Consider the following 25,386-nt stretch of genomic DNA (forward strand, 5'->3'; position numbering starts at 1 on the left):
CGATCGCACCGAGTGCGAGTTGATCGCGACTTCCAGGATGCCCCATCACCGCGGAAATGACGGGACTCTCAACGGCCGAACTGTCCCGGCGAGCGCCCCTCGCCCGCCGGACCGCGGTACGCCTGCGCGATGTCCAGCCACTGGTCGGCCAGCGCGCCCTCGGCACGGACGTCGAGATCGTCGCGGTGACGGCGCCGCGTGACCAGGAGGCAGAAGTCCTCCGCGCTCCCGGTGATCCGCTCCGGCGAGTCCTCGGGGCCGAACGTCCACAACTGCCCGGACGGCGAGGTGATCTCGAACCGGAACTCCTGCTCGGGCGGGGTCAGGCCGCGCGCCTCGTAGCCGAAGTCCCGCACCCGGACCGCGAAGCCGACGAGGTACGCGAGCCGGTCCGTCCGCTCCGGCCGCACACCCAGCGCGTCCGCGACGTCCTGGCCGTGCGCGAACAGCTCCATCATCCCGGCGCAGGCGAGGATGGCCGGCGGCAGCGGGTTGACCAGCCACGGGACGACCTGGTCCGCCGGGACCGCGGCGAGCGCCTTGATACCGGCGTCGCGTTCGGCGCGCCAGCGGCTCAGCAGGACCTCGTTGGGGTCGCCGAGGTAGTCGTCGAGGGCCGCGTTGACGGCGGCGTCGAACCCGCGCGCCATCGACGATTTCGCGAGTTCGGCGAAGGCCCGGGGCTCGGCCGCGGACAACCCTGCGATCTTGAAGATGAACGCGAGATGCGCGATCTGGTGTTTGACCGACCAGCCCGTCGCGGGCGTCGGCAGATCCCATCCCGCGTCGTCGAGGCCGGCCACCAGGGCGTCGACCTGTTCACCCTCCGTGGTGAGGTCCCTGATCACGTTCCGGAAGTCAGTCACCATGCCGTCCTCTCGCCGTTTCCACCCTCTCGAATGATGCGGACGCGCCTGGCCGTCGTCTTCTCTTCGTGAGCGCCATCGGAATCCGGACTTGATTCTGGAGCCGAGTCCAAGTTCTACCCTCGCATCATGCGAACCGAAGCGACGAAGGCGCTGACGGCGTTGACCATGTCCGAGGTGACCTCCCGCGCCGGCGTGCGGCCGGACACCGTGCGTTACTACGAGCGCATCGGCCTTCTGCCCACACCCGCGCGGACGACCGGTGCCCACCGGCGCTACGACGAGGGCGTCATCGAGAGGTTGCGGTTCATCCGCGGCACCCAGCGGCTCGGGCTGACGCTGACGGAGATCGGTGACCTGCTGAGCGTGCGTGACACCGGCGTATGCCCGTGCGAACCCGCCGAAACCATGCTGGAACGCCATCTCGCCGAGATCGAGGCGGAGATGGCGCGGCTCGGCGAGCTGCGCGCCGAACTCACTTCCATGCTGTCCGGGATGTCCGGCGAGAACTGCGCCGATCCGGTTCCCGGCGCCTGGTGCCCGCCCGGCTGCGACCCCGAGGGAGGAGGTGGATGACCATGCGGAACGACGACTGGTGCGATTGCGACTGCTGCGGCAGCGGCTGCTGCTGACCCGCTTCGGCGGGACCGGCCGGGCTTGACGTCACCCGGCCGGCCATCCGAGGTCAGTCCTGCGGCAGGAGCACCGTCTTCCCGATCCGGTCTCTGCAGACTTCGGCCGAGTAGGCCATCAGGCCGCCCGCCTGCGTGTCCGGAACAGCCGCTGGATCGGCGAAGTGCGCAGGAAGCCCGAACCGCCACCGGCTTTCAGCGCCAGCTGCGCGACTTCGCGGGCGATGTCGTTCGCGAGCACCTTCGCCGTCATGGTCGCGGGCAGGAACTCCGGTGAATTCCGGTCCGCCAGCCACGCCATGTTCCGCGAGTACACGCGCGCGGCTTCGAGACGGGCGTGGACGTCCGCGGCTTCGAACTGGAGCCATTGCATTTCGGCGAGTGGCTGCCCGGTCGCGGGGATGACGTGGCTTCGGGCGTGCGAGACCAGAGCTTCCTCCACCGCGTCGGCGATCCCCAGTGACAGGAACGCGAGGCCTGCCGCGATGTGGTTCGGGCGACGCTCGGCCGAGGGCGGGCACCTGCGGTCCTCCCGCAGGAGGGTCCCTTCGAAGGAGACGAGCTGGCTTCGGCTGGCGCGCAGGCCCATCGTGTCCAGATGGACACGAAGGTCATCGTGTCGTCCGGCGAGACGCCGAAGAACGTGGGCTCGCCGCCGACGAGCGCGTTGACCAGGAAATGGTCGGCGGCATCACAACCGGAAACGAACCGCTTGGCGCCGGTGAGCCGGTATCCGCCGTCGGCGGGCTCGGCGCTCTGCTGCGGCATCAGGAACATGTTGCCGCTGCTCGGTTCCGAAAGCGCGTTGGCGAACCGCTTGCCGCCGATGAGTTCTTCGGCATAGAAGCGCCCCACGTCGGGAGCGGACAACTGGGCCAGCCCGACCGCGGCACCGATGTGCATCACCCAGACGCACGCGGTGGACGAACAGGCGGCGCTGAGAATACGGACGATCTCGCCGTAGCTCCGATAGCTGAGGTCCTCGCCGCCGAACTCCGCGGGCAACGTCGCCCTGTCGCGTGCAAGGCGTGAAGGTTGGCGATGGGCAGCTCGGCCGTTTCGTCGAGCTCGGCGGCGTTCGCGGCGAAGTCCCTCGCCAGTTCGGTGACGGTTTCGATCCAGTGACGTTCGTGGGCGCATCATGCCGGAAGCGCGAAGGCCTCCTCGCCACCCCGAGAATGGCGAAGGAGGCCTTTCACGGTCCGGCCGTCACACTCCGGTGCAGGCGGCCATGGCGAATTCGCCCGAAGCGGTCTTGGTCGAAACGACCGCGCCGTCGACGGTGATCTTGCAGGTGACGGATCCACCGGTCTCGCCCGTGGTCACCGTGAGCGTCCCGCCCTTGTAGACGCCCTTGTTCTCGACTTCCTTGTTCCACGGCAGCGCCGGAACGGTCTCGGTGGTGGGGTTGAGGACCTCGCCGTAGATGACCTCGACGTTCGTGGCGTCACCGGTGACTTCGTAGGAAACCTTCGCGGTGCGGTTGATTTCGTTGTTGACCTCGTTGACCGCCGCGTTGAACACGAAGATCCACACCACGCAGACCACGAGCCCGAGCGCGGACAGGGCGATACCGGTGATGGAGAGCCCCTTGTTGGAGGCCTTCCCGTTCTTGACGCGGATCAGCCCGATGATCGAGAAGATCAGGCCGAGGATCACCAGCGGCCACGCGATGACGCCGACGAACGGGATCGGGGAGAAGACCAGCCCCACCAGGCCGAGGACGAAGCCCGTGACGCCGATGCCGTTGCGGGGAGGCATCGGGCTGGCGGGGGCTTGCGGGGCCGGCGTGTAGGGGGTTTGCTGGGTCACGGAGATTTCCTTTCCAACGGGATGAACGAGGCGGCATACAACCAGCGATCGCGAGGCGGCCGCGTCGTCCTCGGCGCGTGAACCCGTTACGACGAAAGTCGTAATTCGCGCGCTTCGAAGGATCGGTTCCGCTGATGTGGGTGACCTGGCCTGCTTGCGTACGCTCAGCGCATGGCAAGGCGTGTGCTCGGTGTGGTGCTCACCGTGGTGGCGGTCGCGGCGTGCGTGATCAGCAGCATTTTCGTCTTCAGCGCCCAGGGCTATCTTCCGGCGACGAGAGAGTTCGACCCGACGTGGTGGTCCACGCTCGGCTTCTTCACCGGGATCGCGGCGGCGGTCATGCTTTGCTGGCGGCACAAATGGCCGGAACTCGTCCTCGGCATCGCCTTGGTTCCGCCGCTTTGCTTCCGCTCCGACGCGCTGGCCGCGTTGGTCGCCCTCGCCGCTTTGGCCGCGCACCGCCGCGACCGTCTCCTGTGGATCGGGTCCGTACTGGTCTACATCGCGACGGCGTGGGCGTTGTTCGGCGACGCCAACCGCCATCCCGATGTGACCGTCGCCGGGCAGATCGTCGGAAAGCAGCTGTCCGCGGTGCAGGTGATGGGGACGCTGACGGTCGCCGTCGTGATGACGGCCGTACCGCTCACCGTCGGGGTCGTCCGGGGGATGCAGGGCACGATCGCGATCCGCGAGGCCAAGGAAGAGGAACTCCGCGCCGAAATGACCCGCCGCGCGGAACGCACCCGGATCGCGCGCGAGATGCACGACGTCCTCGGGCACCGGCTTTCCCTGCTTTCGCTGCAGGCCGGCGCGCTCGAGGTCAGCAAGGGACCCGCGACGACGGAAGCGGCGAAGACCGTCCGCACGACGGCCCGCCAATCGCTCGAAGATCTGCGGCAGGTCATCGGCGTCCTGCGTGATGGCCAGGGTTTCGGCGAGAACGGCGAGAACGGATCCCATCCGGAGCCACCGCAGCCGACGCTGGCGGACATTCCCGAGCTGGTCGCCAACGCGCGGCGGGCCGGATTGGGGGTCAACGTGACGATCCTGCTCGACGACGCGGGCGGCGCACCGGCCTTGCTCGGCACGACCGCGTACCGGATCGTCCAGGAGTCGATGACCAACATCCTGAAGCACGCCCCGGGAGCGGCGGCCGAGGTTTCGGTTCGCGGAGGCCCCGGGAACGGGCTCACCGTCGAGGTCGTCAATCCACTGCCCGCGACGGCGGCGGCGGGCAAGCCGCCGGGTACCGGCGCGGGACTGACCGGGATCGGCGAACGGGTCACGCTGATCGGCGGGAACGTCAGCGCCGGCCCCACCGAAGAGGGCACATTCGCCGTCCAGGCTTGGCTACCGTGGGGACACCACTAACCTGTCCGGGTGAACCAGCGCCCACTGCGAGTGCTGCTCGTCGACGACGACCCGCTCGTGCGAACCGGTTTGTCGATGATCCTGTCCAGCACGGGCGACATCCAGGTCGTCGCGGAAGCCGGCGACGGGGACGAAGCCGTGCCGAAGGTGAGCATGCACGCGCCCGACGTCGTGCTGATGGACATCCGGATGCGGCGGATGAACGGCCTCACCGCGACCGCCGCCGTCACCGCGCTGCCCAATCCGCCGAAGGTTCTCGTGCTGACCACTTACGACCTCGACGAATACGTCTTCGACGCGCTCGGCGCGGGCGCCAGCGGGTTCCTGCTGAAAGAGGGTTCGCCGCAGGAGATCATCGACGCGGTGCGGGTGGTCGCGGCGGGCGAGGCGATGCTTTCGCCGCGGACGACACGGAAGCTCATCGGGCACTTCGTCGCGACCAGGACGAGTCCTCGCCGTCATCGGGCGCGAGCCGGACTGAGCACACTGACCGAACGCGAGCGGGAGATCGTCACCGCCGTCGCGCAGGGCGGGACCAACGCCGAAATCGGCGCGGCACTGCACCTGAGCGAAGCGACGGTGAAGACCCACATCACCCGGATCTTCGCGAAACTCGACGCGGCCAACCGGGTCCAGCTGACGATCTTCGCCTACGAAGCCGGGCTTGTCGCTCCCTGACGGTCCGTAGCGAACAACCCGGCGACGACGGTCGCCCAAAGGACCACCGCGCCGCCGAAGCCCGGCACGAGCTGCCAGGCCGCCGCCCAGCCCGCGATCGCGAGCACGGCGGCCAGCACGGCGACGCCGCACAACACGGCACTCAGCACCAGGAAACGCCGCGAACCGAACAATTTCGCGAACGGCACGAAGTGCAGGCCGACCACGAAGAGCACCCACGCGGGCACGGCTTCGGGAATTTCGAAGACCGCCGACAGCACCCGTGCCCCGGCGAAGATCCCCACCAGCATGAGCACCACGGCGATCCCGTACCGCCTGCCGAACGGGCTTTCCTCCCGGCCACCGCCCGCGGGCAGCCCGGTGCCCCGGCGGGCGGTCAGGACGAGCCGGCCTGCCAGTCCCAGGACCACGGCGACGCCCACGACGACGAGCGGCGTCGATCCGCCGGAGACGGAGGACGCGCCGAAGAACCACCACCCGGCACCGAATCCCACGCCGATCGCGGAACTGATCAACAGGGTGATCAGATGTCCTTTGGTGAACTGTGCGTCCGTCATCGCGCGAGGCCGGCGAGGACTACGGCGGCCTCCTGCGGGTGGATGAGGAACCGGACGTGGCTGCTCACGAGCGATCGCACGTCGGTCGGGTTGTCCGGGGTGAGCGCGTCCGCCTCCTCGATGAACCGGTCCTGCAGCGCGAGCGGCATCGACCGGTCCTCAGTGAGCCTGATGTAGGTGCGCGGGATCCGGCCCCACGTGGCGGCGTCGGCGAGTTCGGTCCCGGCGTCGAGGCTCTCGTCCGGCTCGAGGGTGTTGAGGTAGGCGAAGAACTCCTGCTCGGTGCCGTCTTCGAGCATCGCGGTCTTCAACCCGGCCAGCAGCGCGGGATCGGCGGTGCGCCAGTTCATCCGGAGCGCGCCGAGCGTCGCGGGATCGGCGACGACGACACCGCCGACGTCATTGAGCGCGCTGCTCGCGTACTCGGGTCCTTGCATGTACTCGCCCACCGTCGCGTCGACGCAGCACCACGCGGAGATGTAGACGATCCGGTCGATCAGTTCCGGGACAGCGTTGCCGACGCCGGTGAGCGTGACCCCGCCGCGGCTGTGCCCGACCAGGATGACCGGCCCGTGCTCGGCGACCTTGCGCACGACGTCCACCACCTGCTCGACAGCCTCGGCCAGCGTGGCACCCGCCTGGTTCGACGGCGCCGTGGCCAGCGCTTCGAGGTCCTGCGGCGCCTGGTAGGCGGCGTGGAAACCGGCGGCGAAGCCGTGGCCGGGAAGGTCGACGGCCAGCGTGCGGTGGCCGAGCAAAGCGAGCTCACGTTGCAGTGGGCCCCAGGTGAACGAGGCACTGCTGGAACCGTGCACGAAAACGTAGGTCGAAGTCACGGTTCGTATCCTGACATCCCGGCTTTGCCCGGATGGCGCTCAGTTCGCGATGAGCACCTGGCCCGCCCCGTCGAACCGGTAGCCGACGCCACGTACCGTCGTGATCGGCGTCAGCACGGTGTCCTCAAAGGACTCGATCAGGCGCGCGGCGATCGCGGCGGCGTGTTCCGGGTCGGTGTTCACCCGTAACTCCAGGGTCAATTCGACGGCCTGTTCCCCTCTCACCTCGACCGACCGCGTCATCTCACCACCCGGACCGGATGCCGGACGACGGCGTCGAACAGGTACCCCTGGGAGTTGTACGGAGTGACCTCCGGCTGGGTGACACCGGTGATGTCCGTGGCCCGCGCACGCAAGGTGTGGGCACCGGGAACGCCGGAGCGCCAAGGGATCTCCCAGCGTTGCCAGCCTCGATCGGCCGCCGCGCCCACGAACTTCGCCTGCCGCCAACCGGCACCGGTGTCGACTTCGACGCGCCGGATCCGGCCGTTTCCCGACCACGATCGGCCGCGCAGCACCTGCCTGCCGCCCGCCACGAACTCGGCATTCCAGGGCAGTTCGAAAGCGCTCTTGACCACCTGTCGGGTGACGACCGTGCCATCGGCCGGATAGTCCGGCCCGAGCAGCCGGTAGTATTGCGTGTTCCATGGCGACACCAGTGGCGTGTCCGAGACTTCGATGCGCCCAGCCATTTGATCGACGAGATCCCGACCCAGGACGGCACGACGAGCCGCACCGGATGGCCGTGGTCCGGCGGCAGCGGACGTCCGTTCATCTCGTACGCCAGCAAAACGTCCTGCAGGCCTTCGCGATCGGCAACGGGCGGCGAACCTTTCCCCAGGTTGACCCCGCCGGTGACATAGTCGGCGTCCAGTCCCTCCGGCAGGACGTCCACCGCGTGCCGCGTCAATCCCGCCTTGGCCAGCACGGTGGAGAGCCGGACACCGCGCCAGCGCGCGACCCCGATCGCGCCGAGCTTCCACGCCGTGCCGGACACCACCTGCCCTTGCTGGCTGCTGAAGAAACTCCGTCCGTTGCCCGCGCATTCGATCGCGGAAGTGATCGTCTCCGCGGGCAACCCGAGCAAGTCTCGGTAGCTGAACTCGACCGGCCCTCCACGCAGCCCGGTCCCGAAGAGCTTCAGCCGCCAGGTGCCGGCGTCGATCGACGGTGTGGCGGTGTGGTTTCGCACGAAGAACCGTTCGACCGGCGTCAGATAGCCCTGCCCGCTCAGCGCCTCCCAGCGCGTCTCGGCGTTGGTGCCGTAGACCTCGAAGATCTCCGGCGGCAAGGGTTTCACGATCGGCGTGGCCGCCGACGCCGTTCCGGCCGGAAACGTGTCGAACGCCGTCAGCGCGAGTGACCCACCGGCCGCCAGCCGAAGCAGGCCGCGCCACGACATCCCGTCACCCCTCGCTTCCCCCGCGCGCCACTGGGCGAGCCGAGCGCGGTCGTAGGCGGCTTCGTCGGTCAGGCCGGTTCCGGTCGTGCGGGTCATTGTCGGCAGCGGCGGTCCGCGCGGACCAGGACGTCCACAGAGCGGAACCGGTGGTGCCCCGGACGGGGATCGAACCCGCACTGGGTCGATTTTGAGACGGCAACGCTTGATGCCTGTCGTGCATTGCCGTCCACCTATCACTACCTGCAATATTAACAAAAGGGAACATTTGTCCTTTGTTGTCGCCATCGGTTACTTCGCGATGATTTCCAGGGGTAAGGCGGGGCTGCTCCTTGACGCGATACGACCCCTTCTACCTCGAATACCTTCGCTTCTATATGCGAGTAAAGCTGACGTCAGCCACTTGCCCCGCGTTCGATCGCTCTCCGTACATGGCCAACTGCAATGTGAACATCCTCGTGTTCCCAGATGCGCACGACACGCCATCCGGCCTTGCCCAGCGCTTCGTTTACCAGCTGATCCCGCTCGACGTTTCGGCGAAGTTTTGGGGTCCAGTACCACTCGTTCCGCGCAGGTTTGGTCCCATGATCTGGGCACACGTGCCAGAAGCAGCCATCGACAAACACGGCAACTTTGCGCTTCGTGAACACAATGTCCGGTCGCACACGAACCCCGCCAGGCAGGTCCAGCCGATGATCCTTGCGGTACCTGTAGCCAAGCCGATGCAGTTCCCCGCGCAGCGCCATCTCTGGCTTGGTATCCGTTCGCCGGCTACCACGCATGCTCCGCGAGCGCCCCTCGTTCAACGGCTCAGGATATGGCGACGCTCCGGTCTGCGACCGCGATCGATCCGCTGGCACCACGACTCCAACCATCAAACCGTCCGGGATTCCGCACTGTGCGCGAAGCACCGTACTTGCATGATCTCACCCTGGCCAGCTAGCAGCAGGTGGAGACCAAGCCTGAGGGCAACGGTCGGACCGGTCATCATGGCCCTGGCAGCCCTCTTCCAGAAAGAGGGCAAGGCTGTCGGTGGTCCGCGCTACCGTCCCCCCATGATGATGTTCGACGCCACTTCGGGGGATTCGCCCGTGTCGTCTAGTCAGCTGAACGAGCTTCAGGAGCCATTGAACCTTCCGCGCCGAATTGAGCTGTCGCGCCCGTTGTGGGCCGCTTCAACCGTGCTGGGACTTCTGCGCACCGCCGTGAACGACGAACACAGAAAGTCACGACGAAATCGCGGAGAGCGAAAGAATGAACTCAACGATCTTCAGGGCGCGCTCGGGGAACTCGTGGGTCTCGAGCTACTGGATCGCGCCAGCCTAAGCAAGGGCTCCGATGGCTTGCTGGACCTGCAGCGCTCCGTTGATCGACCAGACCTGATTGCGACGACCGAACCACCCACTCCGCTTGATGTCAAATGTCACTTCGACGAAAAGCCCAAGAAACTGTTTCTTGTCAATGAGAAAGCTCGCACCCGAAGCATCAATCGCGGTATTCAAGGGTTCCTGCCCATAATTTCCGCCAAGTTTCGGAAATATGCATCATTAGGGCAACTCATACCAATTGAAGAACTGGCGGAATGGGAATTGAAGACGCTCGGCTCACACCGTGACCCATGTCGCCTGATCCGCCTCACCGCACTAGACCAGCGCTTCCTAGGTGCCAACGGGTTTCAATGGGAAGGCAAGAGAGTCGACCAGCAATGGGGCCCCGAATTATTCACGCCCGATGAAGTTCGACGACTACAGGAGATCGACAAGGCAGACCTGCTCGATCGCTTGCGACAGAGCCCCGATTTCAGCCTTGACGGACTCCAAGGCGAGGAGGCACGAACAAGACTCGTGACACTACTCCCATCGGAAATACGTAGGGAACTTGATCTCGACTGAGCGACACCGGCGCAAGCAGCCGGAAACTCAATTGACCGCCCTGCGTGACGAGACAGCACTGAATGATTGCTTTTGCAAATCGTTCACCTGGTGGGCGTAACCGTGCAGGCGGGACTTGGCCGGGCCGGAAAATCTTCGTTCGAGTGATCTGCAAAGCTGCCCGGTATGGACCCGATCGAGTGGCTGAGGACACAGTGCGCGGACTACACCTTCGACGTTCGAGGCGTCTTTCGCCGCTCTGGCCCGGACAGTACCTGGCCACTCGTTGCGACTGGACCAGAGGATCTCGAGCACAAGCTGACCTCAGGCGGGCATCTACTTCCGCTGCCGAAGGAACCCGCCGCACTCGCCAACGTGCTGGAAGTGTCCGTTGTTGACTTCCTGGTAGAGCGCATAACCCAGCTAGAGGGCGCTTCGTGTCAGCGTGGCACGGAACGCGGTTACCCCGACCTTGAACTCAGCGGACCAGCCTTCGGTGGCGGCCACCACGCGGTGGACGTCAAGGCCGCACGCCTGGCGAAGGCTACTGAACGCGGTCGAGCTCGTACGCAAAGCAGGATCACGCTCTATACGGGCAACACGTACTTCAAGTGGCGGGATCTCCACTGGCCAGGGACGTTTCGCCCCTTCAGCGAGTACAAGTCACATATCGACCTTCTGATGATCTATCAGCTCAAACCTGACACCGCGGCGCGTCTCAGTGAACTCGAGGTGATCGTGCAGGAGCCCTGGCGGATCGCCAGCAAGAAACGGTCGTCGACCACGCGCGAGTACATCGGCGCCGTCGACGGCCTCGCTGACCTGCGCGAAGGGCGCGGAGAGTTTGCTACGCCGCAGGAGTTCTATGACTACTGGAGGAACTTCCCCTTCCGCGTAAGCACGCAGGTCCAGAAGCAACTCGACCGCCTGGTACGGCAGCAGACTGCAGAGATCGCCAGGCTGCGACAAAGTCAAGTCACCGACGGTGGCTAGCCCTCGATAGCGTGCCGCGTCAAAACCGTCGGTGCCGGATGAGAGGATCACCCCCATGACGACTCGTGGTATCGCAATCTCGCTGTTCTCAGGCGCTGGCGGGCTTGACCTCGGCGCCGAGATGGCGGGCTTCGAGGTACGCGCTGCAGTCGAGTACAACGCCGATGCAGCCGACACGATGAGGAAGAACTTCTCTCACATGGCCGATTCGGTCATCTGCGGCGACATCCTCGACGTGCCCACGAAGGAGATCTTGCGCACAGCCGGCCTCAAGGGCCGCGAGCGACCCGACTTGCTCATCGGCGGGCCGCCATGTACACCCTTCTCCAAGTCTGGCTTCTGGCTCGATTGGAAGCGCGAGGGCCTCGACCCGACAGCAAGCCTCCTGCAGGAGTACACCCGCGTACTGCGCGAAGCGAAGCCTCGTGGCTTTGTCCTCGAGAACGTCTACGCGCTGACCTATAACAATAAAGCTAGCCGCCCCGCATTTGAACGCCTACTCGCTGAAATCGAAGAGGCTGGCTATAAGTACGTTTGGAAGGTGCTGAATGCGGCGGACCACGGCGTTCCGCAAGCGCGTCCACGCTTGTTTGTGATGGGTGTTCGCAAGAACGAAAAGAACATGCCCACCCATCCCGCGCCTCAACATGGAGGCAAGTGGGAGCGTCGCGCCACTGGACACAGCGATACCCCGCACATCACTGCTGGCGAGGCCCTTGAAGACCTGGTCACGACCCCAGAGGAGTCAGAGGAAGTAGCTGGCCAGTACGGTCACTTGCTCCCCGAGATTCCGCCTGGCGAGAACTACCTGCACTACACGGCCGAGCGGGGACACCCCGACCCGCAGTTCCGATGGCGCTCCCGCTATTGGTCATTCCTGTTGAAGTTGGACCCGAACCGGCCGGCTCCGACCATTCAAGCGCAGCCCGGCCCATACGTTGGGCCGTTTCACTGGGAGAACCGCCGACTTCGAATCCCGGAACTGAAGAGGTTATTTACATTTCCTGACGAGTTCGAGTTTCTAGGAAAGCGTGGCTCAGTTCAGTCTCAGATCGGAAATTCTGTTCCACCAAAGCTCGCATACGCGGTCGTGAATCAAATGTTCAGAACAAAACCTGACGAAACACATCTTTTTTAATCCCTACTAGAGCGGGAGCCTTTCGGCATCTCCTCGACCTGGCGCAGCCCCAATCGCGCCGTGTCAAGGGGGCACTCGCGTACCAGCGTGACTTACGAGCAGGCCGCCCCCTTGACACGGCGCGATAGCCCTCTGGGAGGTCGAGGAGATGCCGAAAGGCTCCCGTGCGGACGCAACTTGCGCGCATCCCCGGCCATCTCGGAGACCTGCCCGTCCGGCGAGGACATGTGTCCCTCCGCTTCCGGCGGTCCCGCCGGCGCGTGGCCGCTGGGCTGTTCTTCCGCGGGCGACCGCCGGGGACCGGGCGCCAGCCCGCACGCCCCGGCGGGACTTGCCCGCGAGTCAAACACAGTGCTCAGCGGCCCCGGAGGGGCCGCCTTGAACAAGTAATGAAACTCTGAACACGCGAGCGGCATGGCTGGCGATCGGACGGCATCAGGCCTTGTCGATCAGGGCCCGTAGCAGAGTGTTGATCTCGGCTATGCCCTGTTTGACCTCGTCGAACCTCCGGCGCGTCTCCGCATGATGCTTGGCTTGCATCGCCCGAAGGTCGTCGAGCGCGCGCATGTAGGCGCTCAATGCCTCCTGATTCGTGGCCTGATCGGACTCGTTGTCGAACATCGCTTCGGGAGGTGTCTGACGGTCGGCAGAGGGTAGGGCGAGGCCTTCAAGGTCAGCAACGAAGACGCCGCGACGTCGGACGGACCGAACTAGGCCTTGACTTTGCAGGAGTCCAAGAGCCTTCCGGACGACAATGTCTGAGACACCATGCTCGCTCGCAATTTCCGAGCAGCTGGGAAGCTGAGTCCCCGACCGAAGTTCTCCGGTGCGGATACGACGTGCGTAGGCGTCCGCGATCCTGACGTATGCCGGTTCAACCACGAGCTTGCTCCCTTCGCCGGCGCCTGGTCCAGGTTCCAGACTCAGGCCTCATTGCCCCGCGTCATACGCGAAAGCCCCTGCGCCTGACGCGCCTCCGGCGGAATCGACGGGTCCACAGCCGAATCGTCACCATCGATCGACCCCGGCAGGTACCGCGTTCGGTTGGCGTGGATGGCATCGACGCGCATCTGAATGAGACGTCTGCGCGCCTCGTCTTCCTGCGGGTTCCAGTAGTCCGCAGAGGCGGTGGTCTGCGCAGAGTGCTTCCGGTAGAGCATGCTCGGTTCGGCAATGAACTCACCTGGAGTCACCGCTTCTGCGGCCAAGAGCGTGGCGATCGTCTCGGCCCCCGTGAGCGCCATCCACCCGCCTAATGACCAGATGAGGTCAGTGTGCATCGCGAGGTTCGCTGCGAGAACCGAGAGCCTGTCCTCTGCCTGTTCCCTATAGAAGCGGCCAGGCTCAACTGGGCCATTCGGCGGGTCGTACGGGCCTGGCGTTGTGGTTCCGTCCTCATGCAGATCAAGGCCTGCCGACACGCACCAAGCAACGCGGTGCAACGCATCAATGTCCCGTGATAGTGCACCGGGAAGTAGTACGTCATCTGCGTCAACGTTGCGAATCACAATCCCCTGCGCCTGCGACAGGGCCATATTTCGAGTGACGGCGGCGCGACCAGCAAGCCCCGTGCCGTAATGAACGCGCGGATCGTCGCCGGGAAGCTCTTGTTTTGGTGTTCCGCTGTTTCCATCTTCCTGTACGCACCACTCCCACGACCAGCCTTCGGGCATTTCCTGAGCACACAGGGACTCGTAGAGCTCCTTGAGGTAGTGGTGTCCGCCATCGAAGACGGCTGTAACCACAGAAATCAAGCGCGGCGTTGCCATTGCTTACTCGTCCCACTTTCGCAGTTCGGTGATGTAAGACAGCGAAATCCGGTCAGCCGGGGTCAAAAGTTCTGCTACATCTACCGCGCGCCCCGATGCGTCGTAGCTGATCTTCAAAATCGGAATGACGGGAACGTTAAAGGGAATGTCATAGAGGGCCACTTCCTCCTCTGTTGGCATGCGAGCGGAGACACGGTCCTCAATCGCGCATACCTCCACTCCCGCCGTGTACAGCTGATGAAGCGTGCCACCTGGCCAAGGTTCATTTGACGAGTCCAAGAGAGGCGGATAATCTTTGACAAGCGAGTATGGCAAGTAGGAAATCATTCTACTGTAGCCTTCGCCGTCACGATACTGCCGCAAATATGTCCGGCGAAGAACATATTCATCTGACCCAAGACCCAAGATCTTGGCCACTTCGTCAGGCGGCGGAACAACCTCATACGTTACCGAGTCGTCGTTGACTTCTTCAATTGAAAGATTGGCGTCACGTTCAGCCGAACCGCGACGCCGACGAACATCCTCACTCGCCTTAACGAGATCCTTTTCTTCCTGATAGTTGACGTTCGAGCGAGTCAGCTTCTGCGGAATCGCGCGGACCCGTACCGGCTGCCCGCGCCCACCCGGAGCAAGAAGCCCCTCCCCCTTCAGGGTCTGCACGGCGGCGGACACGACGTTCTTGCCGACACCGAACCGCTCACGTAGCTGGTCAGTGTTCGGCAGTGTCTCCCCTGGCGCGAACTTGCCGTCATGGATGTCCGCGCGGAGCTGCGCAGCTACGGCTTTCGTGTCCATTCGTTCCATGGCTCCATCCTCCCACATCATCCCGGGCAGTCAAACTCCATCCCGGGATGGGGTTGACAAGGCACGGATGAGGATGGCAAGGTTCCAGACACGCCATCCCGGGATGACAAGTCCATACCGGGATGGCGTGTCTGGAACCGACCAATGGAGGACGACATGAGGAACATCCCGGTGAACCTGGCGGGCTACCGGCTCACGGTCTCGGAGAACCCGGAGATGAAGATGCGCAAGGTCGACGGTCGCGACGAGACCGTGACCGACCGCGAGGGCAACGCCAAGTTCGTGGTGGCGCTCATGGTGAAGGCGAAGGGCGAGAAGGGCGAGGAGATCCGGGTGACCCTGGATGCCGATCCCGGCGAGGGCTTCTCGGAGGACGACATGACCCGCGTCGAGCTGATCGACCCGCGCGTGACGCCGTACTCGTTCAAGAACGACCGGGGCGAGACCGTCTCGGGTGTGGCCTGGGGTGCGGCCGGCATGAAGCCCCTGCTCTGATCGCGCGTCGCGTGAATCCTGCCAAATCGGCAATTTGCCCGCTCGGGCACTGAATTCTTCTGCTCATTGACAAATACATAGTGAGCCCAACTATGCCCAAAACGCGCCTAATACGGTTACGCGCTTTGGTTCCTGACCTCATTTCGTCAGGGGCCGGCGGGCGTATCCGTCCTAGACGAAATGCGGTAAACAGTGATTACGAAGGCGCTGAAGGAAGAGATTCTTGAGGGGTACTACAGGGCATCCCGAGAATTATGGTCCATTGTTAGCGGCCTGGAAGGCCTGATGTGGCAAGTGGAGCTTGCAAATCCCAAACCTTCGCCTTTCGAACACGCGAATGGTCGACGAATTGCGATGGGCACGTGGCGAGATGCGCAGGATTTCCAGGTGCATTGAAGAGGTCAAGACCGTCGAGATTTAGCTCGATGCGATTCAACGAGCTATCGGAAAACTCTAGTGAAGTGAGGTTTTGAAGATGGTCGAGCACGAAATGTTGGCCGCACAGTTGAACGCGTGGCCGTGGCTGCACCTGGGCGATGCCGGGGAGGAGTGGTGATCACTGCGCCGCTGAAGGCTGAGCTTCTGGAAGCACTCGACAAGGCGCTCAAAGATCTGCACAACATGATTCGCGCGATGGAAGACGTTTCAACGTTGGTCTTTCTCGCGGATCGAGATCAGCGTTTGTCGCACAGTCTGTTGATCGGCGAATTGGGCAACTCGGAAGCGCAAATGAGTCTGATTCGTCGTCGAATCGAGGAAGCAAAGACTTACGAAGACCGGAGGAAAGAGTCATGACCAAGGCAAGCGGGGCTGCTCTGCGGAGTGGTCTTTCGTCGTTCGACCCGAACGGCCCGAAGCGGGGTGCGTGATGGGAAGTCACGTGTGTTCGGCGAATTTCTGGCTGTCCCCGACCCGTGTAGCGACCTGCAATGTGTGCGGTCGCCAGTGGCGAATGTGAGGAATGTGATGGAGACGAGTTTCGCGAAGGTGACGTTCTATCCGCTGTGGCTGGTGCTGGTCGCCGCGCTGGTGGTCGCCATGCCGGTGGCCGGGGTGGTCGCCCTGGTCCTGGGGTTGCTGGCGGTGGTCGGCACGCGGGGGAAGCGATGACCGGCGCCGTGGATCTGTTCGGGAATCCGGTGGACGAGCCGGTGACGACGGGGCCGGCGTCCCCGCCGATCAATGACATGAATCTGATCGAGAAGGTGCTGCAGGTTGCGGAGAACACCGGGTATGTGTTGGTCGGCCCTTCGGAGCGGGTGTATCACCTGGTGGCCCGCAAGACGATCGAGGTCGCCCCCCGACCCGAGGAGGAGGCCGTGCATCAGCTCCTGTCCGCGAAGTGGCTGACGAAGGGAGGTGTGCACGTCTACACCCATCACGGGTATGAGGGGCCGGGGAACTCGGTCCTGGTGCCCAAGGCCACCAAGGTGAAGGCCCGGCAGTGGCGCGCCTTGGCGCCGATTCCCTGTTCTCGCAAACGAAAGGCATCGTGATGACGTCGCAGACGATCAACAACGTCAATAAGGCCCGGTTCGCGGAGTTCGAGTTCGCGCTCGATCAGGTCCGCGCCGCGTTCGATGAGGTCGGCAAGCTCGGGAAGTCCCTGGACGACAAGGGCGCTACGGCGGACCGGTTCGAGGGCTGGCAGGTCCCGACCAAATCGGAGGTGCAGGCCGATCTCCGGGACGCGTCCGCCGCGCTGGACGAGTTGCGGGAGGCCGCGCTCAAGCGCAAGTCGGAGCTGGTCTCGCGGGGCTGGCGGGTCTGATGGCCGCCCGCGAGGAAGACCTCGTTCACATCGCTGTGGAGGAGTCGTTCTGGTCGGGGGACATGACCGCCGCGTGCGGGATCAGCGCGAACGTGGCTGACGTCGAGACCGCCTACATCGGGTTCTTGTTCGCCACCTACTGCCCGGAGTGTCGGCGGGTGGCTAAGAAGACCTGGTTCTGAACCGAGTACCGAGGAGAAACCGATGAGCACCAATCAGATCGACGGCAAGCTGACCGAGCTGGACAAGGCGATGAAGAACCTCCGCAAGACGCTGACGAACCTGTCCAACCGGGTCGCCGGGCTCGGCAAGCAGCACACGAATGCCGCCCGCAAGGTCGCGACCGCGATGACCACCGTGGAGTCGGCGAAGCCGCTGTTCGCTGACCGCTCGAAGGCGAAGCCCCGCGCCCGGCGACGCTGACCGCCGAACCGTAGTAGCGACAACCGCATACCGCATGACCGATCCGTCTGGACGTAGTGAGGGCCGTAGACCCGCGTCCAGTGTCCGGGGCTCTGCGGCCCTCCCTGTGTCCACCAAGCACAGGAGATCTACCGATGAAGACCCCGAAATCCAAGACCCGCCGTCCGAGCGGAAAGACCCCGATCCCGGCCCGGTGCGCGGGCTGGATGCTGCGCCACCCGGCCATCACCACAATGCCGGCAGTCCTGGGCACGAGCACGATCGAACTCGGTGCGGTCACCACTGGTAGCGCGGTGGCCGGATTGGTCGGCGCCGGGTTGTCCTGGCGCTACCTGCACAAAGACTCCTACATGGCGCTGGCGTCACCGCGGCTTCGTGCCGTCCGGCGCCGCTGGACCCGCTACATCGGCAAGTCCTGGAAAGAGTCCCTGGAGTACTGCAACCTGGTGGGGCAGGATCGCCGCACTGGGGAACTTCTCGTGCCGCGCCTGCTGAGGGTCGCCGCGCCCACCCCGTCGATGGACGTCCTCAAGGTCAAGTTCGTCAAAGGCCAGTCGCTGCGCGTCTTCCAGGACGTCCAGGACGAGCTGGCCGCCGCGCTCGGAGCGGACGTGATCGCGATCGAGAAGGGCAGCAAGCCCCGGATCTTGACGATCACTCTGGTGCACGGCAACCCGTTCGACGACGTGATCCCCCCGGCCGATATCCCCGGAGAGGTGGATGAGGTCGACCTGAAGGCGATCGAGCTGGGCGACACCGAACAGGGCGAGATCTGGGCCGAACCGCTGCTCGGTCACCACTGGCTGATCTCCGGTGCGACCGGTTCCGGCAAGGGGTCGCTGCTGTGGAACCCGCTGCGGGCGATGGGGCCGATGATCCGGGAACAGATCGCCCGGATTTGGATGATCGATCCCAAGGGCGGGATGGAGACCGAACGCGGGAAGCCGCTGTTTTACCGGCACGCCACCTCCGCCGATGAGGACGTCGAGTATGACGACGGCACCGGTCCCGATGACGTCGATCCGATGCTCGCGGTGCTGCTCGAATTCCGGGACCGGATGCGGGAACGTCAGGCGTTCTTGAGGGAGCACAAGCTCCGCAAGTTCACTCCCTCGCCCGAGACCCCGTTCGAGGTCCTGATGATCGATGAACTGGCGATGCTCACCGCGCTCGGTGGTAGCCGATCCACGATCAGCCAGGTGAACCGGATTCTCGCGGAGATCCTGACTCAGGGCCGCGCGGCCGGGTTCGCGGTCGTGGCCTACGTCCAGGAACCGACCAAGGACATCGTGCCGGTTCGGGATCTGTTCACCCGCCGGATTTCGCTGCGCACCGGCTCCGCCTCCTATGTGGACATGGTGCTCGGGGAGGACGCGCGGCTCCGTGGCGCTCTCGCCGACGAGATCCCGGAAGAGGGCTGCGAGGGCATCGGCTACCGCACCTCGGAGAAATCCCGCACCCCAATCCGGGTCCGCGCCGGCTACAGCACCGACGACGACATTGACGAACTCGTCCGGCTCTGCACCCCGCACTTCGACGACGACGAACCGGGCGGCGTCCTGGTCCCCTTCGCCGCCTGACCGTCCAGAAAGGACACGAATCATGACCACGGCACTCGCTCCGCTCGAAGGGGTCACCAAACTCGCGGCGATCGCCACCCGCCTGGTCCGCGAAACTCCCGCGCCCGAACCGTTCTCTGTCACCCTGGAACCGGGCACGCATTCCATCACGATTCATGTCAGTACCGGGACTGACCCGGTGACCGTGATCGGTTCCCTGCTGATCTGGACACACGCTCTCACCGGGCTGCATGGCGACTGGTGGCACACGGATCGCGGAAGCCTGCACATCACGCTTCACGGCAGAGGTCCGTCAGGCACCCGAGTGCAGGTCTATAGCTCGTTCTCTTACAGCCTCGCCCGACAACACCTCGCCCTCCGCAAGGGAGACCACGAAACCGTCACCCCGGACGAGCTGTACCTCCTCGCCCTCGAAATCGCCAAACAGAAGGAGAACGACCAGTGATCACGCTCAAGCTTCTCTGGCTCTGGCTCAAAATCACCGGCGTCGCCGCTCTCGCCGTCATCCTCGAAGGTGTGCTCATCCGGGGTTTCCGGTGGACCTTCCTCGCGGTCGGCGGCACGGTCATCGTCTACATCGGACTCACGGTCGGGATCTGGAAGGAGTGGCACGCGGAACGCAACGGCGCCGGAACGTACCAGGTCATCCACTACACCCGCGACTGATCAGAAAGGACGAACATGTCGTTCGGAAACACGTTCAATGACCTCCACCACGGAGTGGAGAAGAAGACCGCCGACGCGTTCAACACTCTGGTTCTCTGGGGCGAGTGGGCATACAGCCCCGTGGAACTCATCCAGCTCAGGCCTTCACAGCTGGAAACCCTGAGGAGCCAGCGCAACGATGCCCTGCGGAAGGTCGAGACTCTCCTCGCTGACGCGGTAAAGATTCTTCAGCGCATCGACCCGGCGGACGCCCGGAAGCGTGTGGGTCATGGCTAGCCCCGATCTGGTGCCAGAACCGAACTCGGACCTGTGGCACTCGGCAGTGTCCACACTGGAGGACAGGTTGGCGATCTACCCGCTTCGCTCGATCGAGGGTGTCCGGTTCGAGCGGGCCACGGTCACGAACACGGCCGTCTCCGGTACCGCGTCCACGGTGCTGCTTCGGGTGAGCCAGTCCCCGCCGGGAAAACCGGATCAGGCATGGGAACTGGCAATGCCCCCGGAGTTCGCACGTTACCTCGCGGCCCTGCTCGACGCCCAGGCCCGCTACATCCAGACCGCTTCACCGGCATGCGCAGAGTCCTCGTGACGCTTGTCGAACGAGATCTCGGCCGTGTCACACGCAGACCTGCGTGTCCTCTCACGCCGACACAGAGAAAGGCAACACCATGGCACGAAAAAGAATCCTCGACGCCTGCTGTTGTGCCGGCGGCGCCGGAAAGGGTTACTACGACGCCGGATTCGACGTCGTCGGCGTGGATATCGCGCCCCAACCCAACTACCCGTACGAGTTCCACCGGGGCGACGCGATCGAGTTCATCCGCGACCACGGCCACGAGTTCCACGCCGTCCACATCTCCCCGCCGTGCCAGAACGCCTGTGCCCTCACCGCCGGCAACCGGCGGCGACAGGGCTGGACCGACAACCACACGGACCTGATCCCCACGGCTCGCGCGGTCCTCGAAGATCTCCGCGACCGCACCGGCGTTCCGACCGTGATGGAAAACGTCCAGGGCTCCCGCCTCCGTCGGGATCTGGTCCTCTGCGGACTCACCTTCGACTTGCGGGTGTTCCGTCACCGCTACTTCGAGATCGACGGCTTCACCGTGACCCAGCCGCCTCACCCCACCCACCGGGGCCACCGGGTGGCCGGCTGGCGTCACGGCGTCCGCCACGACGGGGACATGGTCGCGGTCTACGGCGACGGCGGCGGCAAGGGCTCGGTCACCGACTGGCAGAACGCGATGGGCATCCACCACACCGACGTCCGCCGCGAGATCGCCGAAGCCATTCCGCCCGCCTACACCCGCTACATCGGCGAGGCCCTGTACACCCACCTCACCGCCTCTGCGCTACCGATCGCGGCCTGACCCGACCGCCGCACGCCCGTCAGGCGAACGACCACACTCCCACTGAAAGGAGGCATCACCCCATGTTCGGCAAATCCAGGTCCGACCGCGAGGACACCCCGGCACAGTCTCGCCGGGTCCGCGCCCTCGCCGATCAGCTCCACGAAGCCCGCGACGTCCACCGACTCTCCACCGACCCGATGTTGGGCGCGGTCGCCGCAGACCGGTTCCGGGCCTCGATCACCCGCACCATGTGGGTGTTCCTCGCGATCGGACTCGGGTTCACCACCACCGGCGTGCACGACTTCCTGGCAGGCGACCGGCCGACCACCGATCCGCTGTGGTGGGGCGCGTGGCTGGCCGAACCCGCCCTTGCGGGCATCCTGGTGACCCTGCTCCGTTGGGAAGCTTCGATGCTCTCCCACGGCCTCACGGTCGACGTCAAACCGGTGCGTTACCTCAAACGGCTGCTCCTGGGCGCCACGCTGGTGGCCAACGTCTGGGCCGGACTCGCACCAGCCCACGGCGAGGTCTCCAAGGGCATGGTGTTCTTCCACCTGGTGATCCCGCTCGTGGTGTTCCTCCTCGCGGAAGTCATGCCGGTGATTCAGCAGACCTGCACGCGAGTCCGCGAACAAGCCCTCGCCACGGTGCAAGCACCGACCAGCACGAACACCACGAAGGAAGCCGCGGATTCCCCACCGACCGGAATCGAGAGCCCGCGACCGGCGGCGAACGCCACGTTCGCGAAGCTCCCCGCCAGCATCCGCACCACGGTCACCAGTATCACCGAGACCGCCCACGGCGCCGGCAGGCCCGTCACGGCCGCAGATCTGACCACCAGGGTCAACCTGCCGGAGGCGATGCTCACCACGCTGGTCGACGAACTGAACGCCTCGATCAACCACCACCCGGTCACCGCCTGACCGGTTCCTCTCGCATCACGCACGTTCGCCGGGCAGCCCTCGGTGATCGTGCCGGGGGTTTGCCCGGTTCTCTCGTGCCCGCACGAATGGAGAGCCATGATCACCGAGCACGACGGGTCCTCACTGGCTACCCGCATCACCCGCCACCTGAGCATGCGGCACGTCCGTGATCGCGTCACCGCGACCGGCGGATGCCTCCAGCCGGTGCACCTGTCCGGCTACCGCGTTGTCACCGACCGCGCTACCGGCCGCACCCTCGACCACCACGCCGGGACCGTCTACGCCCCGTGCGGCAACCGTCGCGAGTCTGTGTGCCCCGCCTGCTCCGACCGCTACGCCGCCGACGCGTTCCACCTCATCCGCGCCGGCATGACAGGCGGCAAGGCGATCCCGGAGGCCGTGGCGGACAAGCCCCGCCTGTTCGTCACTCTCACCGCCCCGAGCTTTGGCGCCGTCCACGGCCGCCGCACCACCCGCACCGGTCGCCGGATCCCTTGTGGGTGCGGGGAATACCACCACGAAGCCGATACCCGCGTCGGTACCGCGATCGACCCCGAGGCGTACGACTATCGGGGCGCGGTCCTGTGGCAGGGTCACACCGGCGACCTGTGGCACCGGTTCATCATCCGTCTTCGCCGGGAGATCGCCCGTGCGGCCGGGCTCAAGGTCAGTGAGTTCGCCGACCACGCCCGGCTCTCCTACGCCAAGGTCGCCGAATACCAGAAGCGCGGGCTTATCCACTTCCACGCCGTGATCCGGCTCGACGGCCCTGAGGGCGCCCACGACCCTGCGCCTACCTGGGCCGACAACACGCTCATAGAGCACGCCGTCCGCGCGGCCGCTGAAACCACCCACGTGTCCCGCGAACTCCTGCTCGACGGCGAGACCACCGAGCACATGTTCACCTGGGGACAGCAGATCGATATCCGGGCCATCCGCCCGGCCCATGCCGCCCAGATCGAGGGCGACGACGGCGAGATCAGCGACCGCGCGCTAGCCGGATACATCGCCAAGTACGCCACCAAGGGCACCAGCACCAGCGAAGTCCCTGACCGTCCTATCCGGTCCGAACGCGCGATCGAGCACCTGGACGTCCTGCCGCACCACCGCCGCATGATCGCCACCGCCTGGGAACTCGGAGCTAGCGAAGACCTAGCGTTCCTCCGGAAATGGGCGCACATGCTCGGCTTCCGGGGCCACTTCCTCACCAAATCCCAGCGCTACTCCGTCACCTTCACCACGCTGCGCGGCGATCGCCGCACCCACCAGCACATCGCCACGCTCGAAGCCCTCGGGGCCACTCCGGACAGCGTGACCGTCGTCAACCACTGGAACTACACCGGAAATGGCCACAACAACCCTGAAGAACGCGAGATCGCCGAAGCGATTTACGAAGGAAAACGCCTGCAACGTAAGGACAAACTCGCCAAGGAGAACCAGCCATGAACAAGCCGCTCATGACCGTGGAAGACCTCTCGACCCACCTCAGCGTCCCTGTCGGCACCCTCTACCGGTGGCGCTCCACCGGCTACGGGCCGGCGGGCAGGCGCATCGGCAAGTACGTCCGCTACCGCCCCGAAGACGTCGACGCCTGGGTCGCCGAACAAGGGGGCGCGTGATGGCACGACCACCGCTCGATGTGGGGACGCATGGGAAGATCCGTTTCAGCGACACACCGTCCGGGGTTCGTGCTCGTGCGAGCTACCGGGGCTTTGACGGGAAGGTGCACGACATTGAGCGCACCGGCCCGACTCGCCCGAAGGCTGAGCGGCTACTGAAGAAAGCGATCAGCGAGGCCCTGAAAGCGCCCGGTGGTGGCGATATCGACCACAACACCAGGTTCCGAGTTGTCGCCGACAAGTGGCTTACGCGGCAGGCTGAGCGCGTTGAGGCAGAAGAACGCGCACACGGCACGCTGGACAACTACCGGAGCATGCTCAAGAACCACGTGCTTCCCGCGCTCGGTGATCTCCGGTTGCATGAGGTGACCGTGCCCCGGCTGGACGCGTTTCTTCCCGCCGTCAAGGCGAAAACCAGCGCGTCTCATGCCCGGACAGCGCGTGCTGTGGTGAGTGGCGTTCTAGGGTTCGCTGTGCGTCAGGGGGCTCTGGGCGCAAACCCGGTTCGGGAGCTTGAGCGGATCGAAGGCGGGAAGCGCAAGAAGCCTCGCGCCTTGTCGTCGGCAGAGCGCCGCAAGTGGCTCGAACAGCTCGAAGCTGATCCCAAGGCGGTAGCGCGGGACCTTCCAGACCTGACGCGTTTCATGCTGGCAACCGGCGTGCGGATCGGTGAGGCGCTGGCAACCTTCTGGGAAGACGTCGATCTGGATGCCGGCACGGTCGCGATCGACTGGAAGGTGATTCGGATTCGGCAGGTCGGGTTACGGCGAGTGAAGAAGCTCAAGACCGAATCCGGTGATCGCACACTGCCGCTTCCCTCGTGGGCGATCTCAGTACTGCGGGAGCGCCGACGTCTCGCTGAAGAAGCTGGACGTGGTCTGGCAACCCCGGTCTTCCCGGACACCCTCGGAGGGCTACGTGACCCCTCGAACACGCGACGGGATCTCCGGGAGGCGCGCGGCACGACGGACTTCGCGTGGGTCAAGTCTCATGTCTTCCGTAAGACGGCGGCCACCGTGCTGGACGACGCGAAACTCAGTTCGAGGCAGATCGCCGATCAGCTCGGCCACGCTCGACCGTCGATTACTCAGGACGTGTACATGGGCAGGACAACGGTCTCCCGGGACAACGCGGTCGCCCTGGAAGGCATGTGGGATGACGACGGTTCGGCCAATTCCGGGGGTAAACCGGGGGCCGGTCAGGACCAGCAAGACCAGACAGACCCCTGACCTGCATGAATGGTGCCCCGGACGGGGATCGAACCCGCACTGGGTCGATTTTAAGTCGACTGCCTCTGCCAGTTGGGCTACCGGGGCACAGACAGCCTAGGCGATGTCCTTCAGTTCGCCGCTTCAGTACGCCGATATTCGAGCCAACGAAGACCGACCTGGTTCCAAACGGCCTGGTACTCCTCGAACTTCTCGTTGATCAGCCGGGATCGATCCGGTCGGGCGGGGTCGACGCGATGTAGAAGCTGAGCTCGTCGCGCAGCCGGTAGAGCCGGAACTGGACCTCTTCCATCAGGCCCCACAAGGAGCGCCAGGCGAAGAAGGGCTCGAGCGCGCCGACGACGGCCGTCACGGCCACGAGGGCGAACGCCACACCGGTCCAGCCGTTGAGGTTCTGCAGACCGAAGATGATCGTGGACGCCGCCGACAGCGCGAGCAGGAAGACCCTGATGGACACGGCGCGCCAGCGGAAACGCCTCTTCCGGGAGCGCGCGTGCGCGTTGTCGCGCTCGATCCGCTCCAAAACGTGCTTCGCCAGTTCGGCCGGAGTCAGGCCGGTGGCGAGCGGGCCGGCGGGTACGGACTTCCGTAATGCCTGCACC

Annotated in this window: 36 protein-coding genes, 1 tRNA gene and 2 pseudogenes; 24 read left to right on the plus strand and 15 right to left on the minus strand. The window is 65.0% G+C overall.

The genetic code is table 11. The annotated features are described in order from the left end of the window. Positions 1 to 68 precede the first annotated feature (68 nt). The gene (locus tag AC069H_RS31765; protein ID WP_126736495.1) at positions 69 to 866 is read right to left on the minus strand and encodes a TIGR03084 family metal-binding protein; all 798 of its coding nucleotides are present in this window, start codon (positions 864 to 866) and stop codon (positions 69 to 71) included. Positions 867 to 995: 129 nt separating this feature from the next. Between AC069H_RS31765 and AC069H_RS31770 the strand changes: the two genes are divergently transcribed. Then, a complete protein-coding gene (locus AC069H_RS31770) occupies positions 996 to 1,442 on the plus strand; it encodes a heavy metal-responsive transcriptional regulator (RefSeq protein ID WP_034305512.1) in 447 nt (148 codons plus the stop codon). Positions 1,443 to 1,616: 174 nt separating this feature from the next. On the opposite strand, the gene AC069H_RS31775 is transcribed toward AC069H_RS31770, so the two are convergent. Continuing rightward, positions 1,617 to 2,087 carry an acyl-CoA dehydrogenase family protein gene (locus AC069H_RS31775; protein ID WP_478234768.1) on the minus strand — a complete coding sequence of 157 codons (471 nt, stop codon included), beginning with the start codon at positions 2,085 to 2,087 and terminating at the stop codon, positions 1,617 to 1,619. Positions 2,088 to 2,096: 9 nt separating this feature from the next. Between AC069H_RS31775 and AC069H_RS31780 the strand changes: the two genes are divergently transcribed. Beyond that, a complete protein-coding gene (locus AC069H_RS31780) occupies positions 2,097 to 2,342 on the plus strand; it encodes a hypothetical protein (RefSeq protein WP_478234769.1) in 246 nt (81 codons plus the stop codon). Positions 2,343 to 2,707: 365 nt separating this feature from the next. Here AC069H_RS31780 and AC069H_RS31785 read toward each other — a convergent pair whose 3' ends face one another. After that, positions 2,708 to 3,259 (minus strand): DUF4190 domain-containing protein, encoded by a 552-nt coding sequence (locus AC069H_RS31785; protein ID WP_125674380.1) that lies wholly within the window; start codon positions 3,257 to 3,259, stop codon positions 2,708 to 2,710. A gap of 222 nt (positions 3,260 to 3,481) precedes the next feature. On the opposite strand from AC069H_RS31785, the gene AC069H_RS31790 reads away from it, so the two are divergent. Continuing rightward, positions 3,482 to 4,681: a sensor histidine kinase gene (locus tag AC069H_RS31790; RefSeq protein ID WP_478234770.1), complete on the plus strand. Its 1,200-nt coding sequence runs from the start codon at positions 3,482 to 3,484 to the stop codon at positions 4,679 to 4,681. 30 nt (positions 4,682 to 4,711) lie between these two features. After that, positions 4,712 to 5,359, plus strand: coding sequence for a response regulator transcription factor (locus tag AC069H_RS31795; RefSeq protein WP_340688561.1), 648 nt, complete (start codon positions 4,712 to 4,714; stop codon positions 5,357 to 5,359). On the opposite strand, the gene AC069H_RS31800 is transcribed toward AC069H_RS31795, so the two are convergent. The 6 genes and pseudogenes from AC069H_RS31800 to AC069H_RS31825 all read right to left on the minus strand — a co-directional run bounded on the left by AC069H_RS31800 (position 5,332) and on the right by AC069H_RS31825 (position 9,026). Continuing rightward, positions 5,332 to 5,916: a DUF7010 family protein gene (locus AC069H_RS31800; RefSeq protein ID WP_478234771.1), complete on the minus strand. Its 585-nt coding sequence runs from the start codon at positions 5,914 to 5,916 to the stop codon at positions 5,332 to 5,334. The genes AC069H_RS31795 and AC069H_RS31800 overlap by 28 nt on opposite strands. Then, positions 5,913 to 6,752 (minus strand): alpha/beta fold hydrolase, encoded by an 840-nt coding sequence (locus AC069H_RS31805; protein ID WP_478234772.1) that lies wholly within the window; start codon positions 6,750 to 6,752, stop codon positions 5,913 to 5,915. Before AC069H_RS31805 ends, AC069H_RS31800 begins: the two co-directional genes overlap by 4 nt. Positions 6,753 to 6,791: 39 nt before the next feature. Continuing rightward, positions 6,792 to 6,995 (minus strand): hypothetical protein, encoded by a 204-nt coding sequence (locus AC069H_RS31810; protein WP_478234773.1) that lies wholly within the window; start codon positions 6,993 to 6,995, stop codon positions 6,792 to 6,794. Then, the gene (locus AC069H_RS31815) at positions 6,992 to 7,444 is read right to left on the minus strand and encodes a molybdopterin-binding protein (RefSeq protein WP_478234774.1); all 453 of its coding nucleotides are present in this window, start codon (positions 7,442 to 7,444) and stop codon (positions 6,992 to 6,994) included. Before AC069H_RS31815 ends, AC069H_RS31810 begins: the two co-directional genes overlap by 4 nt. Before the next feature lie 50 nt (positions 7,445 to 7,494). Continuing rightward, positions 7,495 to 8,439, minus strand: a pseudogene (locus AC069H_RS31820) (molybdopterin-dependent oxidoreductase); the annotation flags it as partial. Between the two features lie 107 nt (positions 8,440 to 8,546). Next, positions 8,547 to 9,026 carry a very short patch repair endonuclease gene (locus AC069H_RS31825; protein WP_478234775.1) on the minus strand — a complete coding sequence of 160 codons (480 nt, stop codon included), beginning with the start codon at positions 9,024 to 9,026 and terminating at the stop codon, positions 8,547 to 8,549. A gap of 180 nt (positions 9,027 to 9,206) precedes the next feature. On the opposite strand from AC069H_RS31825, the gene AC069H_RS31830 reads away from it, so the two are divergent. From AC069H_RS31830 to AC069H_RS31840, 3 genes are all read left to right on the plus strand, one after another. Further along, the gene (locus AC069H_RS31830; RefSeq protein ID WP_478234776.1) at positions 9,207 to 10,043 is read left to right on the plus strand and encodes a hypothetical protein; all 837 of its coding nucleotides are present in this window, start codon (positions 9,207 to 9,209) and stop codon (positions 10,041 to 10,043) included. 165 nt (positions 10,044 to 10,208) lie between these two features. Further along, entirely contained in the window at positions 10,209 to 11,015 is an 807-nt protein-coding gene (locus AC069H_RS31835; protein ID WP_478234777.1) for a type II restriction endonuclease, read from the plus strand. A 55-nt stretch (positions 11,016 to 11,070) separates the two neighbouring features. Beyond that, positions 11,071 to 12,153, plus strand: coding sequence for a DNA cytosine methyltransferase (locus tag AC069H_RS31840; RefSeq protein ID WP_478234778.1), 1,083 nt, complete (start codon positions 11,071 to 11,073; stop codon positions 12,151 to 12,153). A 435-nt stretch (positions 12,154 to 12,588) separates the two neighbouring features. Here the strand turns inward: AC069H_RS31840 and AC069H_RS31845 are convergent, their stop codons facing one another. The 4 genes and pseudogenes from AC069H_RS31845 to AC069H_RS31860 form a co-directional block, all read right to left on the minus strand. Then, a complete protein-coding gene (locus tag AC069H_RS31845; RefSeq protein WP_478234901.1) occupies positions 12,589 to 12,774 on the minus strand; it encodes a hypothetical protein in 186 nt (61 codons plus the stop codon). A gap of 69 nt (positions 12,775 to 12,843) precedes the next feature. After that, positions 12,844 to 13,035: pseudogene (locus AC069H_RS31850) on the minus strand (winged helix-turn-helix domain-containing protein); the annotation flags it as partial. A 41-nt stretch (positions 13,036 to 13,076) separates the two neighbouring features. Further along, positions 13,077 to 13,922 (minus strand): glycosyltransferase, encoded by an 846-nt coding sequence (locus AC069H_RS31855; RefSeq protein WP_478234779.1) that lies wholly within the window; start codon positions 13,920 to 13,922, stop codon positions 13,077 to 13,079. A 3-nt stretch (positions 13,923 to 13,925) separates the two neighbouring features. Next, positions 13,926 to 14,726 carry a GntR family transcriptional regulator gene (locus AC069H_RS31860; protein WP_478234780.1) on the minus strand — a complete coding sequence of 267 codons (801 nt, stop codon included), beginning with the start codon at positions 14,724 to 14,726 and terminating at the stop codon, positions 13,926 to 13,928. A gap of 156 nt (positions 14,727 to 14,882) precedes the next feature. On the opposite strand from AC069H_RS31860, the gene AC069H_RS31865 reads away from it, so the two are divergent. The 17 genes from AC069H_RS31865 (at position 14,883) to AC069H_RS31945 (ending at position 24,784) form a co-directional block, all read left to right on the plus strand. Continuing rightward, positions 14,883 to 15,221 carry a hypothetical protein gene (locus tag AC069H_RS31865; protein WP_478234781.1) on the plus strand — a complete coding sequence of 113 codons (339 nt, stop codon included), beginning with the start codon at positions 14,883 to 14,885 and terminating at the stop codon, positions 15,219 to 15,221. A 552-nt stretch (positions 15,222 to 15,773) separates the two neighbouring features. Further along, a complete protein-coding gene (locus AC069H_RS31870; protein WP_478226191.1) occupies positions 15,774 to 16,016 on the plus strand; it encodes a hypothetical protein in 243 nt (80 codons plus the stop codon). A gap of 171 nt (positions 16,017 to 16,187) precedes the next feature. Next, positions 16,188 to 16,331, plus strand: a complete 144-nt coding sequence (locus tag AC069H_RS31875) for a hypothetical protein (protein ID WP_478234782.1) — start codon at positions 16,188 to 16,190, stop codon at positions 16,329 to 16,331. Further along, on the plus strand, positions 16,328 to 16,717 hold the full coding sequence (locus tag AC069H_RS31880; RefSeq protein ID WP_478234783.1) for a hypothetical protein: 390 nt from the start codon (positions 16,328 to 16,330) through the stop codon (positions 16,715 to 16,717). Before AC069H_RS31875 ends, AC069H_RS31880 begins: the two co-directional genes overlap by 4 nt. Further along, entirely contained in the window at positions 16,717 to 16,992 is a 276-nt protein-coding gene (locus AC069H_RS31885) for a hypothetical protein (protein WP_478226188.1), read from the plus strand. Before AC069H_RS31880 ends, AC069H_RS31885 begins: the two co-directional genes overlap by 1 nt. Next, positions 16,992 to 17,174, plus strand: a complete 183-nt coding sequence (locus AC069H_RS31890; RefSeq protein ID WP_478234784.1) for a hypothetical protein — start codon at positions 16,992 to 16,994, stop codon at positions 17,172 to 17,174. The genes AC069H_RS31885 and AC069H_RS31890 overlap by 1 nt, the downstream gene beginning before the upstream one ends. 22 nt (positions 17,175 to 17,196) lie before the next feature. Further along, on the plus strand, positions 17,197 to 17,415 hold the full coding sequence (locus tag AC069H_RS31895; protein ID WP_478226186.1) for a hypothetical protein: 219 nt from the start codon (positions 17,197 to 17,199) through the stop codon (positions 17,413 to 17,415). A 134-nt stretch (positions 17,416 to 17,549) separates the two neighbouring features. Further along, positions 17,550 to 18,995 (plus strand): type IV secretory system conjugative DNA transfer family protein, encoded by a 1,446-nt coding sequence (locus AC069H_RS31900; protein WP_478234785.1) that lies wholly within the window; start codon positions 17,550 to 17,552, stop codon positions 18,993 to 18,995. 22 nt (positions 18,996 to 19,017) lie between these two features. After that, the gene (locus tag AC069H_RS31905) at positions 19,018 to 19,440 is read left to right on the plus strand and encodes a hypothetical protein (RefSeq protein WP_478234786.1); all 423 of its coding nucleotides are present in this window, start codon (positions 19,018 to 19,020) and stop codon (positions 19,438 to 19,440) included. Beyond that, positions 19,437 to 19,661 carry a hypothetical protein gene (locus AC069H_RS31910; protein ID WP_478234787.1) on the plus strand — a complete coding sequence of 75 codons (225 nt, stop codon included), beginning with the start codon at positions 19,437 to 19,439 and terminating at the stop codon, positions 19,659 to 19,661. Before AC069H_RS31905 ends, AC069H_RS31910 begins: the two co-directional genes overlap by 4 nt. Before the next feature lie 15 nt (positions 19,662 to 19,676). Next, a complete protein-coding gene (locus tag AC069H_RS31915) occupies positions 19,677 to 19,937 on the plus strand; it encodes a hypothetical protein (RefSeq protein ID WP_478234788.1) in 261 nt (86 codons plus the stop codon). After that, entirely contained in the window at positions 19,930 to 20,250 is a 321-nt protein-coding gene (locus tag AC069H_RS31920; RefSeq protein ID WP_478234789.1) for a hypothetical protein, read from the plus strand. Before AC069H_RS31915 ends, AC069H_RS31920 begins: the two co-directional genes overlap by 8 nt. A 79-nt stretch (positions 20,251 to 20,329) precedes the next feature. After that, positions 20,330 to 21,031: a DNA cytosine methyltransferase gene (locus AC069H_RS31925; RefSeq protein ID WP_478234790.1), complete on the plus strand. Its 702-nt coding sequence runs from the start codon at positions 20,330 to 20,332 to the stop codon at positions 21,029 to 21,031. Positions 21,032 to 21,093: 62 nt separating this feature from the next. Beyond that, positions 21,094 to 21,936, plus strand: a complete 843-nt coding sequence (locus AC069H_RS31930; RefSeq protein ID WP_478234791.1) for a hypothetical protein — start codon at positions 21,094 to 21,096, stop codon at positions 21,934 to 21,936. A 96-nt stretch (positions 21,937 to 22,032) separates the two neighbouring features. Then, positions 22,033 to 23,382: a replication initiator gene (locus AC069H_RS31935; protein WP_478234792.1), complete on the plus strand. Its 1,350-nt coding sequence runs from the start codon at positions 22,033 to 22,035 to the stop codon at positions 23,380 to 23,382. After that, a complete protein-coding gene (locus AC069H_RS31940; RefSeq protein ID WP_478234793.1) occupies positions 23,379 to 23,555 on the plus strand; it encodes a helix-turn-helix transcriptional regulator in 177 nt (58 codons plus the stop codon). The genes AC069H_RS31935 and AC069H_RS31940 overlap by 4 nt, the downstream gene beginning before the upstream one ends. Then, entirely contained in the window at positions 23,555 to 24,784 is a 1,230-nt protein-coding gene (locus tag AC069H_RS31945; RefSeq protein ID WP_478234794.1) for a tyrosine-type recombinase/integrase, read from the plus strand. Before AC069H_RS31940 ends, AC069H_RS31945 begins: the two co-directional genes overlap by 1 nt. Before the next feature lie 10 nt (positions 24,785 to 24,794). Here AC069H_RS31945 and AC069H_RS31950 read toward each other — a convergent pair. Continuing rightward, positions 24,795 to 24,871 (minus strand) — tRNA-Leu (locus tag AC069H_RS31950). A 112-nt stretch (positions 24,872 to 24,983) separates the two neighbouring features. Further along, the gene (locus AC069H_RS31955; protein WP_478234795.1) at positions 24,984 to 25,385 is read right to left on the minus strand and encodes an SLATT domain-containing protein; all 402 of its coding nucleotides are present in this window, start codon (positions 25,383 to 25,385) and stop codon (positions 24,984 to 24,986) included. Position 25,386 lies beyond the last annotated feature (1 nt).

Source organism: Amycolatopsis sp. NPDC043887 (assembly GCF_056435665.1).